The sequence below is a fragment of the Pseudomonas sp. DTU12.1 genome (genome assembly GCF_009873475.1).
GTDB classification, from domain to species: Bacteria; Pseudomonadota; Gammaproteobacteria; order Pseudomonadales; family Pseudomonadaceae; genus Aquipseudomonas; species Aquipseudomonas proteolytica.
In genome coordinates this window covers 2722404-2736803 of the sequence record NZ_CP045254.1, presented here as the reverse complement: position 1 = coordinate 2736803, position 14400 = coordinate 2722404, and the positions used below count along the sequence as shown (strand labels likewise).

General features: G+C 62.2%; 14 protein-coding genes. 10 read left to right on the top strand and 4 right to left on the bottom strand.

Going from position 1 to position 14400, the window contains the following annotated elements:
- Positions 1–357: 357 nt before the first annotated feature.
- Entirely contained in the window at positions 358–1608 is a 1251-nt protein-coding gene (locus GDV60_RS11935) for a ribonucleotide-diphosphate reductase subunit beta (RefSeq protein ID WP_159907309.1), read from the top strand.
- 135 nt (positions 1609–1743) lie between these two features.
- On the opposite strand, the gene GDV60_RS11930 is transcribed toward GDV60_RS11935, so the two are convergent.
- Together GDV60_RS11930 and GDV60_RS11925 are read right to left on the bottom strand one after the other, a co-directional pair.
- A complete protein-coding gene (locus tag GDV60_RS11930) occupies positions 1744–2043 on the bottom strand; it encodes a putative quinol monooxygenase (protein ID WP_057441906.1) in 300 nt (99 codons plus the stop codon).
- A gap of 83 nt (positions 2044–2126) precedes the next feature.
- The gene (locus tag GDV60_RS11925; protein ID WP_029295136.1) at positions 2127–3137 is read right to left on the bottom strand and encodes a zinc-binding alcohol dehydrogenase family protein; all 1011 of its coding nucleotides are present in this window, start codon (positions 3135–3137) and stop codon (positions 2127–2129) included.
- 112 nt (positions 3138–3249) lie between these two features.
- Here GDV60_RS11925 and GDV60_RS11920 point away from each other — a divergent pair, with 112 nt between their 5' ends.
- Both GDV60_RS11920 and GDV60_RS11915 read left to right on the top strand, forming a co-directional pair.
- Positions 3250–4140 (top strand): LysR family transcriptional regulator, encoded by an 891-nt coding sequence (locus GDV60_RS11920; protein WP_159907307.1) that lies wholly within the window; start codon positions 3250–3252, stop codon positions 4138–4140.
- 36 nt (positions 4141–4176) lie between these two features.
- Positions 4177–4665, top strand: coding sequence for a DUF1289 domain-containing protein (locus GDV60_RS11915; RefSeq protein WP_029295134.1), 489 nt, complete (start codon positions 4177–4179; stop codon positions 4663–4665).
- Between the two features lie 88 nt (positions 4666–4753).
- Here the strand turns inward: GDV60_RS11915 and mdeB are convergent, their stop codons facing one another.
- Entirely contained in the window at positions 4754–7432 is a 2679-nt protein-coding gene (gene mdeB, locus GDV60_RS11910; RefSeq protein WP_159907305.1) for an alpha-ketoglutarate dehydrogenase, read from the bottom strand.
- Between the two features lie 192 nt (positions 7433–7624).
- Between mdeB and GDV60_RS11905 the strand changes: the two genes are divergently transcribed.
- The gene (locus GDV60_RS11905) at positions 7625–8563 is read left to right on the top strand and encodes a class I SAM-dependent methyltransferase (RefSeq protein ID WP_159907303.1); all 939 of its coding nucleotides are present in this window, start codon (positions 7625–7627) and stop codon (positions 8561–8563) included.
- Between the two features lie 150 nt (positions 8564–8713).
- Positions 8714–9436: a phosphatidylcholine synthase gene (pcsA, locus tag GDV60_RS11900; protein ID WP_029295130.1), complete on the top strand. Its 723-nt coding sequence runs from the start codon at positions 8714–8716 to the stop codon at positions 9434–9436.
- Positions 9437–9560: 124 nt separating this feature from the next.
- Here pcsA and GDV60_RS11895 read toward each other — a convergent pair whose 3' ends face one another.
- Complete coding sequence (locus GDV60_RS11895; RefSeq protein ID WP_029295128.1) at positions 9561–10346, bottom strand: sulfite exporter TauE/SafE family protein; 786 nt, start codon at positions 10344–10346, stop codon at positions 9561–9563.
- 203 nt (positions 10347–10549) lie between these two features.
- On the opposite strand from GDV60_RS11895, the gene GDV60_RS11890 reads away from it, so the two are divergent.
- From GDV60_RS11890 to aroA, 5 genes are all read left to right on the top strand, one after another.
- Positions 10550–11071, top strand: a complete 522-nt coding sequence (locus GDV60_RS11890) for a DUF3455 domain-containing protein (protein WP_159907301.1) — start codon at positions 10550–10552, stop codon at positions 11069–11071.
- A gap of 90 nt (positions 11072–11161) precedes the next feature.
- Positions 11162–11701, top strand: coding sequence for a sigma-70 family RNA polymerase sigma factor (locus GDV60_RS11885; protein WP_159907299.1), 540 nt, complete (start codon positions 11162–11164; stop codon positions 11699–11701).
- Positions 11698–12390: an anti-sigma factor domain-containing protein gene (locus GDV60_RS11880; protein ID WP_159907297.1), complete on the top strand. Its 693-nt coding sequence runs from the start codon at positions 11698–11700 to the stop codon at positions 12388–12390. Before GDV60_RS11885 ends, GDV60_RS11880 begins: the two co-directional genes overlap by 4 nt.
- An 84-nt stretch (positions 12391–12474) precedes the next feature.
- Positions 12475–13032, top strand: a complete 558-nt coding sequence (locus GDV60_RS11875; RefSeq protein ID WP_092236199.1) for a UPF0149 family protein — start codon at positions 12475–12477, stop codon at positions 13030–13032.
- A gap of 102 nt (positions 13033–13134) precedes the next feature.
- Positions 13135–14391: a 3-phosphoshikimate 1-carboxyvinyltransferase gene (aroA, locus tag GDV60_RS11870; RefSeq protein WP_159907295.1), complete on the top strand. Its 1257-nt coding sequence runs from the start codon at positions 13135–13137 to the stop codon at positions 14389–14391.
- The last annotated feature ends 9 nt before the right edge of the window (positions 14392–14400 follow it).

Sequence of the window (14400 nt, the reverse complement as noted above, 5' to 3'; positions counted from 1 at the left end):
GTTGGCTACAGATGGTTTTCTGCATGATCGCTCAAGCCTACGCCCCCCCTGTGTGCGGGCTTGCTCGCGAAAGCGGTGGTTCAGTCAGCCATCTCCGGAGGCTGGTGAACCGCTATCGCAGGCAAGCCAGCTCCCACATTGACCTTAGGCGCCCCATCCAGCCACCCAGGTGTTATGGCTGAACCTACGCCAGGCAGTGACCGAAAACCGCATATCTTGTGCGTTGACCATATTTCCTACACACCATATAGTGTGCCAACCCAGGCAGCCGACCACTACATAGTGTGCGACGCCGGTAATTATCGAGTTTTCTGGACGGCCTCATCACCGTCAGAACAGACCAGGAAGGAGTATTTCATGCTGAGTTGGGATGAAGTCGACAACGAAGACACCGGTGCGGCAGTAGTCCGCGGCGCCAACGCCGGCCACGCCACCGAAGCCAACATGGACCGCCTCGACGGTGCCGGCGCTGCCGCTGCCATCGAAGCCCGCGCCGTGACCGCCAATGACTACGCCGCCATCGTGCGGGCCAAGGCTGCCTTGGACAAACTCGACATCGCCGAAGGCCTGGCCGAGCTTGAAGGCGCTTGCGCCCGTGTCGCCGTTGACGAAAAGCGCATGATCAACTGCCGCGCCGACCTCAACCAACTCGTGCCGTTCAAGTACGACTGGGCCTGGCAGAAGTACCTCGACGGCTGCGCCAACCACTGGATGCCGCAAGAGGTCAACATGACCGCCGACATCGCCCTGTGGAAAAACCCCGAAGGCCTGACCGACGACGAACGTCGCATCGTCATGCGCAACCTGGGCTTCTTCTCCACCGCCGATTCCCTGGTGGCCAACAACCTGGTCCTGGCCGTGTACCGCCTGATCACCAACCCGGAGTGCCGCCAGTACATCCTGCGCCAGGCCTTCGAAGAGGCGATCCACACCCACGCCTACCAGTACTGCATCGAATCGCTGGCCATGGATGAAGGCGAGATCTTCAACATGTACCACGAGATCCCATCGGTCGCTAAAAAAGCCGCCTGGGGCCTGAAGTACACCCGTTCGATCTCCGATCCGAAGTTCGAAACCGGCACCGTCGACACCGACAAGGAACTGCTGCGCAACCTGGTCGCCTACTACTGCGTGCTGGAAGGCATCTTCTTCTATTGCGGCTTCACCCAGATCCTGTCCATGGGCCGTCGCAACAAAATGACCGGCGTGGCCGAGCAGTTCCAGTACATCCTGCGCGATGAGTCGATGCACCTGAACTTCGGCATCGATGTGATCAACCAGATCAAAATCGAAAACCCACACCTGTGGGATACCGAGATGAAGGAAGAAGCGACCCAGATGATCCTGCAAGGGACCCAGCTGGAGATCGAATACGCACGCGACACCATGCCGCGCGGCGTGCTGGGCATGAACGCAGCGATGATGGAGGACTACCTCAAGTTCATCGCCAACCGTCGTCTGTCGCAAATCGGCTTGAAGGAAGAATACCCAGGCACCACCAACCCGTTCCCGTGGATGAGCGAGATCATGGACTTGAAGAAAGAGAAGAACTTCTTCGAGACCCGCGTGATCGAGTATCAGACTGGCGGGGCGTTGAGCTGGGATTGATCGCCCCACACCTCCTGTAGGAGCGAGCTTGCTCGCGAAGATCGTCAACGATAACCCAGGCACCCCGGATAAACGCGGCGCCTAGGCGTTTTTCGCGAGCAAGCTCGCTCCTACAATCAGTTGCGGTGTACGGCCTCAGTTGGACACTTGCTCAAGGAAGATCAGTTTGAGCGGTTCCTGGAGCAAGTCGTCTGCCGTGGCGGCAAAGCGCTGGAAGTACGGCATCGCAAAATGCGCATCGAGGGCCGCCTGGTTCTTGAACGCTTCACGCATATAGAACGTGCCGGGCTCGTCACGCAGTTCGAACAGCACGTAGTCCAGGTTGCCTGGCTCGGTGCGGGTCGGTTCGACCAAGGCCAGCAGGCCGGCCTTGAGCGCTTGTTCCTGGCCCGGTTTGGCCTTGAGTACGGCGATGGATATCAACGGTTTGGTCATGCTGGCGACTCCATTGGTAGGTTGGCTGGCGCAGCCGGCAAGCATTACGCACAGCGATAAGCCCAGGGCTTTGATCAGGGTGTTCATTGGAAATCTTCAAGCACAATCTTGCCCCGCGCCTTGCCGCTTTCCACCAGGGCATGGGCGCTGCGCATGTTGGCCGCGTTGATCGCACCAAAATGCGCGCCGAGGGTGGTGTGCAACACCCCCTGGTCAATCAGTTGGGCCACGCGGTTGAGCAGATGGTGTTGCTGGATCATGTCCGCCGTTTCAAACAGCGAGCGGGTGAACATCAGTTCCCAGTGCAAGGACAGGGATTTGAGCTTGAGTGGCATGACATCCAGGCTGGCCGGATCGTCGATCAACCCCAGCCGCCCTTGGGGGCGCAGCACTTCTACCAGTTGCGGCAGGTACTCCTCGGTATGGGTGAGGCTGGCGACATGGCTGACCCCATCAACCCCCAGTGCCTTGAGCTGGGCGAGCATGGGCCGGCGATGGTCGATCACGTGATGGGCTCCCATGCGCTGGACCCACTCGATGGTCTCGGGCCGCGAGGCGGTGCCGATCACGGTCATGCGGGTGAGTTGGCGGGCCAGTTGCACCAGGATCGAACCCACCCCACCAGCGGCACCGACCACCAACAGCACCTCGCCCTCACCGCCGCCTTCGGTCACGCCAAGGCGATCGAACAGCAACTCCCAGGCAGTGATCGAAGTCAGCGGCAAGGCGGCGGCGTGGGCCGCATCCACTGTGCGCGGCCGGTGACCGACGATGCGTTCATCAACCACCTGGAACTCGCTGTAGCTGCCGGAACGGATCAAGGAGCCTGCGTAGTACACCGCGTCGCCCGGTTTGAACAGGGTGACGTCGGCGCCCACCTGGCGCACGATGCCCGCCGCATCCCAACCGAGGATTTTCGGCTCCTTGGCGAAAGTGCCGGCGCGCACCTTGGTATCGACCGGGTTGACTGCCACGGCCTGCACTTCTACCAGCAGGTCCCGGGGGCCTGGCTGGGGAGCATCGATGTTCACGTCGATCAGCGAGCGCGGGTCGTCAATGGGCAGGCCATGTTGGGTAAAGGAGATTGCTTTCATGGGAACTCACGGTTGATGAGGGGCGATGGCCCTCGATGGCTTATATCTTTACCGTTCCCAGCGCGAAGAAAAATCGACAAAATGCAGCAACACTTTCATCCCTGGAGTGAAAATGATCCGCATCGATGATCTTGGGCTGTTCCTGCGCAGCGCTGCCTTGGGCAGCTTCACCGCCGCCGCGGTTGAGGCCAATCTGTTGCCGGGGCAAGTCGCCGCGGCCATCAAGCGCCTGGAGCGGGAACTGCAGGTGCGCCTGTTTACCCGCACCACCCGCAGCCTGCGGTTGAGTGCCGAGGGCGAACAGTACCTGCCCACCGCCCGTGGCGTGCTGGAGCAGTTGGCCCTGGGCCGCGAACGCTTGCGCGGCGATGACGCGCCGCTGCAGGGCACATTGCAGGTCGCCGCGCCTTCGGACCTGGGGCGCAATATCCTGCTGCCGATGCTCACCGAGTTCCGCCGCCTACACCCTGAGCTGACCTTGCGCTTGCTGGTATCGGATCAGGTCACCAACCTGTTTCGCGACCCGGTGGACGTGGCCCTGCGCTATGGCTGGAACGAGGATGCCAACTACATCGCCCTGCCCTTGGCGCCCTGGAATCGCCGGGTGCTGGTGGCATCGCCCGATTACGTGACGCGCCACGGTGCCCCCGCATCGGTCAACGACCTGACCCGCCACCCGTGCCTGCTGTACCTGCAAAACGGCCGTCTGCATGACCGCTGGGAACTGGGTGAGCAGACCGTGCAGGTTGCCGGCCCCTTGTTCAGTGACGACGCCGACGTGGTGCGGCGCTGGGCGGTGGCGGGTGAAGGCATCGCCTACAAATGCTGGCTGGACGTGTACGCCGATGTGCAGGCCGAGCGTTTGGTGGTGCTGTTGCCCGAGGTTCCCGGTGATGTGTACCCCTTGAGTTTCGCCTGCCCCCACCGTGGGCAGATGTCACGGGCAGTCACCCAGTTGTATCAGTGGTTGAACCAGCAGTTCAGCGCCCTGGAGCGCCGATGAACCCTTTTGTCGTGGATTAGGAAAGACGCGGTTTTTATGCCAAATCAAACCATCAAGACGCCGTGCGTCGGCCTGTGCTCCACCGTGTATGGCGACCTGGTGTGCCGTGGCTGCAAGCGTTATCACCATGAAGTCATTCAGTGGAACGGTTATAGCGCCGAGGAAAAACAAGCGGTCTGGCTACGCCTCGAACAGTTGCTGGTGCAGGTCATGGCCAGCAAGCTGCAAGTGCTGGATGCCCCGCGCCTGCGCCAGCAGTTGGAAGCGCGCAAGATCCGCTTTATGCCGCACCAGTCACCTTACTGCTGGGCCTATCAGTTGATTGCCCGCGGTGCGCGGGTGATTTCTAGGCTCGATGCCTATGGCCTGGCGCTGCTGCCGGAGTTTCGTGAGCGGCACCTGGCGGATTTGCGTGATGCGATTGATCGGGAGTTTTTCCTTTTATCGGAGGCGCATTACCAGCGCTACATCGCGCCGCAGTTTTTGCATGAGGCATTTGGGCCGGCGTTGATTGCCACGCTCTAGAACACACCGAAAAACCCTGTGGGAGCGGGCTTGTGTGGGAGCTGGCTTGCCTGCTCCCACACAAGCCCGCTCCTACTGTGAGTCCTCGTCAGTGGGTCCAGGACGCCCCGCGCTCGGTGTGCAGGCCGTAGCGGTCGATAGCCTGCTGGCACACCTGCGCCTGCAGGCTGCCTTGTTCCACCAGGGCCGCCAGCGCGGCAAGGACGATGTGGTGGCGGTCTACCTCAAAGAAGTCGCGTAACGCCGCACGGGTGTCGCTACGCCCGAACCCATCAGTCCCCAGCACGGTATAGCTCGACCCCAGGTACGAGCCGATCATCTGTGGCACTGCGCGCACGTAGTCCGACACCGCAACCACTGGCGCGCCTGGTGGCAGGCAGGTCGCCAGGTGGCTGTGCCGTGGGCTTTGCAGCGGATGCAGGCGATTGTAGCGCTCCACCTCCCGCGCTTCGCGGGCCAGTTCGCTGAAGCTGGTCACGCTGAACACCTCGCTGTCGATCTGCCAATCGTCAGCCAGTAACTGCGCGGCAGCCTGGGCCTCGCGCACCAGGGTGCCCGAGCCGAGCAGGCGCACCTTGGCGCCGGCACTGCCGTCGAGGCGGTACATGCCCTTGATGATCGCGGCTTCGACACCCGCCGGCAGGCTCGGCTGCGGGTAGTTTTCGTTCATCAGGGTCACGTAGTAGAACTCGTCGACATCGTGCTCAAGCATCTGGCGCATGCCGTGGTCGAGAATCACCGCAAACTCGCCGGCGAATGCCGGGTCGTAGGCGCGGCAGTTGGGCACGGTCGCGGCCATCAGGTGGCTGCTGCCGTCCTGGTGCTGCAAGCCCTCGCCGCCCAAGGTGGTACGCCCCGCCGTGGCACCGAGCAGAAAGCCGCGGGCGCGCTGGTCGGCGGCGGCCCAGATCAGGTCGCCCACGCGCTGGAAACCGAACATCGAGTAGTAGATGTAGAACGGCAGCATGCGCAAGCCATGCACCGAATAACTGGTGGCCGCCGCGACCCAGGAGCTGATCGCGCTGGCCTCGCTGATGCCTTCTTCCAGAATTTGCCCGTCGGTGGCTTCGCGATAGCTGAGGATCGAACCGATATCTTCCGGCTCGTAGCGCTGGCCGACGCTGGAATAAATACCGATCTGCTTGAACAGGTTGGCCATACCAAACGTGCGCGCCTCGTCGGCGACAATCGGTACGATCCGCGGCCCCAGGGCCTTGTCCTTGAGCAGGTTGCTGAGCATGCGCACAAAGGCCATGGTGGTGGACATTTCCTTGCCTTCGGCCTGGGTGGCGAAACCGGCGTAGCCACTCACGGGCGGAACGGGTACCGGCTCGGCGCTCTGGCTGCGGCTGGGCACATAGCCGCCAAGGGCGGCGCGGCGCTGGTGCAGGTAGCGCATCTCCAGGCTGTCGGCGGCGGGTTTGTAGAAGCTCAGGGATTCGGTCTGCTCGTCGGTCAAGGGCAACTGGAAGCGGTTGCGAAAGCCGATCAACGCCTCGCGGTCGAGTTTTTTCTGCTGGTGGGTGGTCATCTTGCCCTGGCCGGCCTCGCCCATGCCGAAGCCTTTCTTGGTCTGGGCCAGGATCACCGTGGGGCGCCCCTTGACCCGCCGCGCAGCATGGTAGGCGGCATGGATTTTCAGCATGTCGTGGCCGCCGCGCTTGAGGCGGTCGATCTGCTCATCACTCATGCCCGCCGCCAGCTTGGCCAGGGATTCACTCTGGCCGAAGAAATGCTCACGGTTGTAGGCACCGTCCTTGGCGGCAAAGGTCTGGAACTGCCCGTCCACGGTCTGGGACAAGGTGCGCACCAACGCACCGTCTTCATCCTTGGCCAGCAAGGCGTCCCAGTCCGAACCCCAGACCAGCTTGATCACGTTCCAGCCGGCACCGGCAAACAATGCTTCCAGTTCGTCGATGATTCGCCCGTTGCCGCGCACCGGTCCATCGAGGCGTTGCAGGTTGCAGTTGACCACCCAGGTCAGGTTGTCCAGGCCTTCGCGAGCGGCCAGGGTCAGGGCCGACATGCTTTCCGGCTCGTCCATCTCGCCGTCGCCGAACACGCCCCAGACGTGCCGGTCGGTGGTGTCCTGCAAGCCGCGATGGTGCAGGTAGCGCATAAAGCGCGCCTGGAAAATCGAGCTGATCGGGCCGATGCCCATGGAGCCGGTGGGGAACTGCCAGAAGTCCGGCATCAACCACGGGTGCGGATAGCTGGACAGGCCACGGGCGCCCGCCTTGACGGCGCCCAGCTCCTGGCGGTAATGGGCCAGGTCCTGCTCGCTCAAGCGGCCTTCAAGAAACGCACGCGCATAGATGCCGGGCGCGGAATGGGGCTGGTAGAACACCAGGTCGCCGCCCTCATTGTTGTGGCGCGCACGGAAGAAATGGTTGAAACCCACTTCGAACAAGTCCGCCGCGCTGGCATAGCTGGCGATATGGCCACCCAGTTCGCCATAGGCCTGGTTGGCCCGCACCACCATGGCCAGGGCATTCCAGCGAACCAGCGAGGCCAGGCGTTCTTCGGTGGCCAGGTCGCCGGGAAAGTGGGGCTGTTGATCCACGTCGATACTGTTGATGTACGGCGTGCCATGGCGCGGCTTCCAGCCTATGGCCGGGGTGTTGCCGACGTCGGCCAGCATATCGAGGATCTCCCGCGCGCGCTCAGGGCCGGCGTGGCGTACCAGGGATGCCAGGGCGTCGCGCCACTCGGTGAGCTCCTGCTGGTCAATGGCTGTTTGATTGACTGTCTTTACGAAACCGTTCATGGGCACCTCCGAGCTGTTTTTTCCAGTTTATGTCTGCCCAAAAGGATTTTTTGACTGTTCTGGATAGGTTGCCGGGCGATTTGCAGCACAAAATGCTTAAACACAGCCAATTAAAAGCACGTTGTGCTTCAACCACCTGAAACACCGCAATTGTGTTTAAAATGCCGCCCGTTTAATGATCGACGCTGCCCGATGACCCCTGACGCCCTCGCCCTGCTCCACACCCATTTGCTCGCCGCCCTGCGCGACGTACCTGCAGAAACCCGGCGCCTGTTCCACGGCCGGGGCCGCTGCTGGCCGGGCCTGGAACAACTGACTGTGGATTGGCTGCAAGGCGTGGTGCTGGTTGCTTTGTTCAAGGAGCCCGAAGCGGTGGAACTGGATGCCTTGCAGCAATTGCTGCGCAACCTCTGCACCAGCGACGAATGGCAGCAGGCCGGCGCCCACACCCTGGCGTTGCAACATCGCTATCTGCCGCAAAGCACCACCGAATGGTTGTGGGGGCAGATGGTCGAGGAGCTGACCATCACCGAAGGCGGCCTGCTGTATCGCATCGACCTGGGCAAAAAACAGAACAGTGGGCTGTTTTTGGATATGCGCTACGGCCGCAATTGGGTACGCGAACACGCCAGTGGCCTGCGGGTGCTGAACCTGTTTGCCTATACCTGCGGGTTTTCCGTGGCCGCCATCGAGGGCGGGGCCGAGCATGTGGTCAACCTGGATATGGCCCGTGGCGCCCTGAGCCGGGGCCGCGACAATCACCGGCTCAATGGCCATGACCTGGGCAAGGTGAGTTTTCTGGGGCACGACTTGTTCAAGTCCTGGGCCAAGGTCACCGGCAACGGTCCCTATGACTTAGTGATCATCGATCCGCCGTCCTTCCAGAAAGGCAGCTTCCTGCTGACCAAGGACTATCAGCGCGTACTGCGCCGCCTGCCAGATTTGCTGACGCCCCAGGGCACAGTATTGGCCTGCATGAACGACCCGGCGTTTGGCGAAGACTTCCTGATCGAAGGCGTGACCCGCGAAGCGCCGGGGCTGCGCTTTGAGCAGCGCCTGGCAAACCCGCCGGAATTTCCCGATATCGACCCGCAAAGCGGCTTGAAGGCCCTGGTGTTCCGTCAGGGCTGATGCCGAATCCGTCAACGCTTGCTACGCTAAACCTAACGCCGTGGTGGTGAACCTTATCCCCACCTTTCCGGTCGATACCTGCATCCCTTGGCCAGATTCGACGCTCAATCGCCGTCGGCTGCCGTGTTTCACCTTTTGGAGAACGCCCCTGTGATATCGACCCTGCATGTAGCCAGACTCAAAGCCTGGGGCGCCCATGGTTTTACCGCCACCGGCGTGGTGCTGGCCTTCCTCGCGACGCTGGCGCTGCTGGAGAACCAACCCAAGGCCTGCCTGCTGTGGCTGGGCCTGGCATTGATTGTAGATGGCGTGGATGGGTCGCTGGCGCGACGGGTCAATGTGCAGACCGTGCTGCCAAGCTTTGATGGCTCGGTGCTGGACCTGGTGATCGACTACCTGACGTATGTGTTTATCCCGGCGCTGTTTATCTACCGCTATATCGACCTGCCGGACTTCACCCACCTGTTCACCGTCTCGGTGATCCTGGTGTCGTCGCTGTTCTGCTTCTGCAACGTCAACATGAAGAGCAAGGACAACTACTTCCAGGGCTTCCCCGCGGCCTGGAACGTGGTGGCGCTGTGTGTCTACATCATTGACCCGGACGCCTGGATCACCCTGGCCACGGTGATTGGCCTGGCGCTGCTGACAGTGACCCCGATGAAGTTCCTGCACCCATTCCGGGTCAAGCGCTTTATGCCGATCAACATTGCGGTGACCACGGTGTGGCTGCTGTGCAGCCTGTTGCTGGTGATCGACCAGCCGTATACCAACAAGCTGACCATGGGCCTGTGGTTGTTGATGTCGGCGTACTTCCTGGGGATTTGTATCTGGCGCACAGCGGTGGAGTGGTTGGATAAATCGCGTAAGGCATAAGGCTTATCGTGGCAAGCGGACTTGTTGTGGGAAGCGGGTTTGTTGTGGCGAGCCGGCTTGCCCCGCGCTGGGCTGCGCAGCAGCCCCCTCTCCACAAAAGCACCACTGCCACAACATACCGCAGTCAGAACGCCAGCTTGAAACCAATCAACCCCAGCATCACCGCCAGGCACGGGCGCAGCAGTTCATCCGGCACCCGGCCTGACATATGGCTGCCAACGTAGATCCCCGGCAGCGACCCCATCAGCAAGAACCCCAACAAATGCCAGTCCATGTTACCCATGCTCGCATGCCCTAGGCCTGCGACCAGGGTCAGCGGTACGGCGTGGGCGATTTCGGTGCCCACCAGGCGCTTGGTGGCCAGGAACGGGTACAGGATAAACAACGCCACGGTGCCCAGCGCGCCGGCACCGATGGAGGTCAGGGCGACCATGGTGCCGAGGATCGCGCCGGTGAAAACTGTCAGGCCGTTGAGGTTGCGCGGGCTCATATGGTAGTTGTCGCCCGCATGGTGCTGGGCAAAGGCCAACAGTTTTTTCTTGAACAGAATCGCCAGGGCCGTGAGCAGCAGTACCACGCCCAGGGCCTGCTTGATCACCTCGTTCATCGCGCTAGGGTCGGTGTGCAGACTCTTGAGGAACCACAGCGTCAACAATACTGCCGGCACGCTGCCCAGGGTCAGCCAGCCGGTGATGGTCCAGTCGATGTTCTTGTTCTTGCCATGCACCAGCACCCCACCGGACTTGGTGATGGCCGCATACAGCAAGTCGGTGCCCACCGCCGTGGCGGGGTTGATGCCGAACCACAACAGGATCGGGGTCATGAGCGACCCGCCACCCACGCCGGTCATGCCGACGATAAATCCAACGATCAGGCCTGCCACTACAAAACCAAAATTACCCACATCCATTACAACTACCTGCGGCCTTATAAAATTCTGGCGGCAGCATAGCGATTTTTCTTATAACGACTTATATCAATACGATCTGACTTTATTCCTTTTACGTCTCATGGATTTATTTGTCGCGCCGTGCATCCAGTCAGCCGTGCCGTGAGTAGTACAGGTAGTAGCCATAACGCTGCTCTGCTGTTCACCCCTACGGAGAGACACCGATGAACACTAAACCCCTGCTCTGCCTGACCTGCCTGCTGCTCGCGGCGCCCGCGGCCTTTGCCCAGACCAGCCTGCCCGACAGCATCAAGGTGCCGGACGGCCACAAGGTGACCATGGAAACCACCGGTGTCGGCGAAATCACCTACGAGTGCCGCGACAAGGCCAACGCTGCCGGCCAGACCGAATGGGTCTTCGTCGGCCCCAAGGCAGTGCTCAATGATCGCAGCGGCAAGCAGGTCGGCACCTACTTCGGCCCGCCCGCCACCTGGCAGGCCCAGGACGGTTCGAAAGTCACCGGCACGCAATTGGCCGTGGCGCCGTCCAGCGCGGGCAACCTGCCCTATCAACTGGTCAAGGCCAACCCGGCCGAAGGCAAGGGTGCAATGAGCGGTGTCAGCTATATCCAGCGCGTCGCGCTCAAGGGTGGCGTGGCGCCAAGTGCCGAATGCAGTACCGCCAATAAAGGCCAGCAAGAAGTGGTGAAGTACCAGGCGGATTACATCTTCTGGACGGCCAAATGATGCGCCTGGCAAAAAAAGTCGTCTAAGCTGCTGCGCTAGCACCCCGGCCAATCGCGGCCGGGGCCTGACCCTCAAAGGCGGCCACAATCCTTGCCCGAACCTCTCTTTGACTATGAAGCCTGCCTGTTGGCCTGCGCCCGCGGCGAACAGCAAGCCTTGCGTCAGTTGTACGAACAGGATTGCGCCCGGCTGCTCGGCGTGGCCAAGCGCATTGCGCGGGATACGGCCCTGGCGGAGGACATCGTGCATGAGGCGTTTATCAATATCTGGAACGGCGCCAGCGGTTTCGACCCACGCCGGGGTTCGGCTCGTGGCTGGGTGTATAGCGTGACCCGGCATATGGCGCTCAACGTCATGCGCAAAAAGGGCCGCGAAGTTGCGCTCAGTGATGAGCATGAACAGACCTTGGCGGCTGACCCCAGCACCGAGCATTTCGAATACCGTGCCCGTAGCGGCAAGGTTTACCAGTGCCTGGAACACCTGGAACCGGCGCGTCGCAGTTGCATCCTGCATGCGTATGTCGACGGCCTGTCCCACAGTGAAATCGCACAGAAACTGGGCACCCCGCTGGGGACTGTCAAAGCCTGGATCAAACGCAGCCTCGCGGCATTGCGTGAGTGCATGGCATGACCCCCGAAGAATTGAACGACCTGGCCGGCGAATACGTACTGGGCACCCTGGCGGCCGAGCAACGCCTGCACGTGCAGCAACGCCTGGAACACGATGCGCCCTTGCGCGCGGCGGTGGAGGCCTGGGAACAGCGCTTGTTGCCGCTGACCGAGCTGGCCGAGCCAGTGGCGCCTTCACCCTACCTGTGGCGGCGCATTGAACGCAGCCTGGGCCATCACGCCGTGGGCGACACGCCGCCGGTGCCCTGGTGGAACCTGCTCGCGCTGTGGCGTGGCCTAGCCGGTGCCGGCTTGCTGGCCAGTTTGGTGCTGACATCGCTGCTGCTGACCCGCCCCGCCGCCATCAACCCGACGGCCTACGTGGTGGTGCTGACGGCGCCACAAAGCCAGGCCCCAGGCTGGGTAATCCAGGCCAGCAACGATCAGCAAATCCAGTTGATCCCCCTGGGCGTCATGCAGATACCGGCGGACAAGGCACTGGAGTTCTGGACCAAGGGTGATGACTGGCAAGGCCCGGTTTCCCTCGGGTTGGTCAAGCCGGGGCAGAGCCTGTCGATCCCCCTGGACAAGCTGCCGCCGCTGGCGCCAAACCAACTGTTCGAGATGACCCTGGAAGGCCCCAATGGCTCGCCGACCGGTAAGCCAACCGGGCCGATCCAGGCGATTGGGCGGGCGGTGAAGGTGATCTAGCACTGGATTAAAACGCCGACTCGCGCCATCCTCCGCGTTTTACGCCGCCTTATCTGCGGCGCTTGACGCTCAAAGGATATTTTCATGCACGACCCAGCCCTCGCCCCTGCCGATTTCGAGTTCATCGAAGACATTCTGCTCAAGTACGGCGACGACAACTCGGTACTGAACCTGGCCGAGTTCGATGGCTACTTCACCGCCCTGGTGTCCGGCCCGGCGCCGGTGGATGTTGCCATCTGGTTCCCGGCCATCTGGGGCGACCAGATCCCGGCATGGGAAAGCAAGGCCGAACTGGAGCAGTTCATCGACCTGTGCACACGTCATCTCACTGGCATCGCCCAGCAGTTGGCCAGTGATGCCCAGGGCTTTCAGGCGCGCTTCGAACAAACCGAACACCAGGGCCTGCCGCTGACCCTCGCCGAGGAATGGTGCTTTGGCTATATCCGTGGCGCCGCGATCAGCCAATGGCCAGCCCTGCCGGCCGAGCAGGCAGCGCAGTTGGAAACCATCTCCTGGTGCGCCGAGCAGGACAACTTCCAATTGCCGGCCGACCTGGATGTGGCCGCCCATCAACAACAGGTGGCCCGCATCGAACCGGCGGCCAGGGCCTTGCATGCCTATTGGTTGAGCCTGCGCGGTTAAACCTGCGCCATGATTTGACCCTAGCGTGCCGGATGGTCGATTATTCGTCTCCGCCAGCCGGCCACTCCCAGCCACCGCGCCTTGAATCAGGAGCCTTGTACCTTGAGTTCGCAGAAAACCGTGACCGTGACACCGCCCAACTTTCCATTGCACGGCAAGGTAGCGCCTCCCGGCTCCAAATCCATTACCAATCGCGCCCTGCTGCTGGCAGCCCTGGCCAAGGGCACCAGCCGCCTGAGCGGCGCGCTGAAAAGCGATGACACCCGGCATATGTCCGTGGCCTTGCGCCAGATGGGCGTGACCATCGATGAGCCGGATGACGTGACCTTTGTTGTCACCGGCCATGGCAAGCTGCAGTTGCCGGCGCAACCGCTGTTCCTCGGCAACGCCGGCACCGCGATGCGCTTTCTCACAGCCGCCGTGGCGACCGTGGAAGGCACCGTGGTACTGGACGGCGACGAGTACATGCAAAAGCGCCCCATCGGCCCGCTACTGGCGACCCTGAACCACAATGGCATCAAGGTTGAAAGCCCCACCGGCTGCCCGCCTGTGACCGTGCACGGCACTGGCCGCGTGCAGGCCAAGCGCTTCGAGATCGATGGCGGCCTGTCCAGCCAATACGTCTCGGCACTGCTGATGCTTGCCGCCTGTGGCGAAGCGCCGATCGAAGTAGCGTTGACCGGCAAAGACATCGGTGCCCGTGGTTACGTCGACCTGACCCTGGATTGCATGCGCGCCTTTGGCGCCCAGGTGGACGTGGTCAACGACAGCACCTGGCGCGTGGCCCCTACCGGCTACACCGCCAATGATTACCTGATCGAACCCGACGCGTCTGCCGCCACCTACTTGTGGGCTGCCGAAGTGCTGACCGGCGGCAGCATCGACCTGGGCGTCGCCGCACAGGATTTCACCCAGCCCGATGCCAAGGCCCAGGCCGTGATCGCGCAATTCCCGCAGATGCCGGCCACGGTGGTCGGCTCGCAGATGCAGGACGCCATCCCGACCCTGGCGGTGCTGGCGGCGTTCAACAACACCCCGGTGCGCTTCACCGAGCTGGCCAACCTGCGCGTCAAGGAATGCGACCGCGTCCAGGCCCTGCATGACGGCCTCAACGAGATCCGCCCGGGCCTGGCGACCATTATCGGTGATGACTTGCTGGTGGCCAGCGATCCAGCGTTGGCGGGCACGGCCTGCACCGCGCTGATCGACACCCACGCCGACCACCGCATCGCCATGTGCTTTGCCCTGGCGGGCCTGAAAGTCTCGGGCATCCGGATCCAGGACCCGGACTGCGTGGGCAAGACCTATCCTGAGTACTGGAACGCCCTGGGCAGCCTGGGCGTGCAACTGACCTACTGAGCCGTCAGC

Bases quoted from the DNA above. Each gene is read 5' to 3' on its own strand.
- GDV60_RS11925 (WP_029295136.1), bottom strand. From the start codon at position 3,137: ATGAAAGCAATCTCCTTTACCCAACATGGCCTGCCCATTGACGACCCG.
- GDV60_RS11895 (WP_029295128.1), bottom strand. From the start codon at position 10,346: ATGGATGTGGGTAATTTTGGTTTTGTAGTGGCAGGCCTGATCGTTGGA.
- GDV60_RS11905 (WP_159907303.1), top strand. From the start codon at position 7,625: ATGACCCCTGACGCCCTCGCCCTGCTCCACACCCATTTGCTCGCCGCC.
- GDV60_RS11915 (WP_029295134.1), top strand. From the start codon at position 4,177: ATGCCAAATCAAACCATCAAGACGCCGTGCGTCGGCCTGTGCTCCACC.
- GDV60_RS11890 (WP_159907301.1), top strand. From the start codon at position 10,550: ATGAACACTAAACCCCTGCTCTGCCTGACCTGCCTGCTGCTCGCGGCG.
- GDV60_RS11920 (WP_159907307.1), top strand. From the start codon at position 3,250: ATGATCCGCATCGATGATCTTGGGCTGTTCCTGCGCAGCGCTGCCTTG.
- GDV60_RS11935 (WP_159907309.1), top strand. From the start codon at position 358: ATGCTGAGTTGGGATGAAGTCGACAACGAAGACACCGGTGCGGCAGTA.
- mdeB (WP_159907305.1), bottom strand. From the start codon at position 7,432: ATGAACGGTTTCGTAAAGACAGTCAATCAAACAGCCATTGACCAGCAG.
- GDV60_RS11875 (WP_092236199.1), top strand. From the start codon at position 12,475: ATGCACGACCCAGCCCTCGCCCCTGCCGATTTCGAGTTCATCGAAGAC.
- GDV60_RS11880 (WP_159907297.1), top strand. From the start codon at position 11,698: ATGACCCCCGAAGAATTGAACGACCTGGCCGGCGAATACGTACTGGGC.
- GDV60_RS11930 (WP_057441906.1), bottom strand. From the start codon at position 2,043: ATGACCAAACCGTTGATATCCATCGCCGTACTCAAGGCCAAACCGGGC.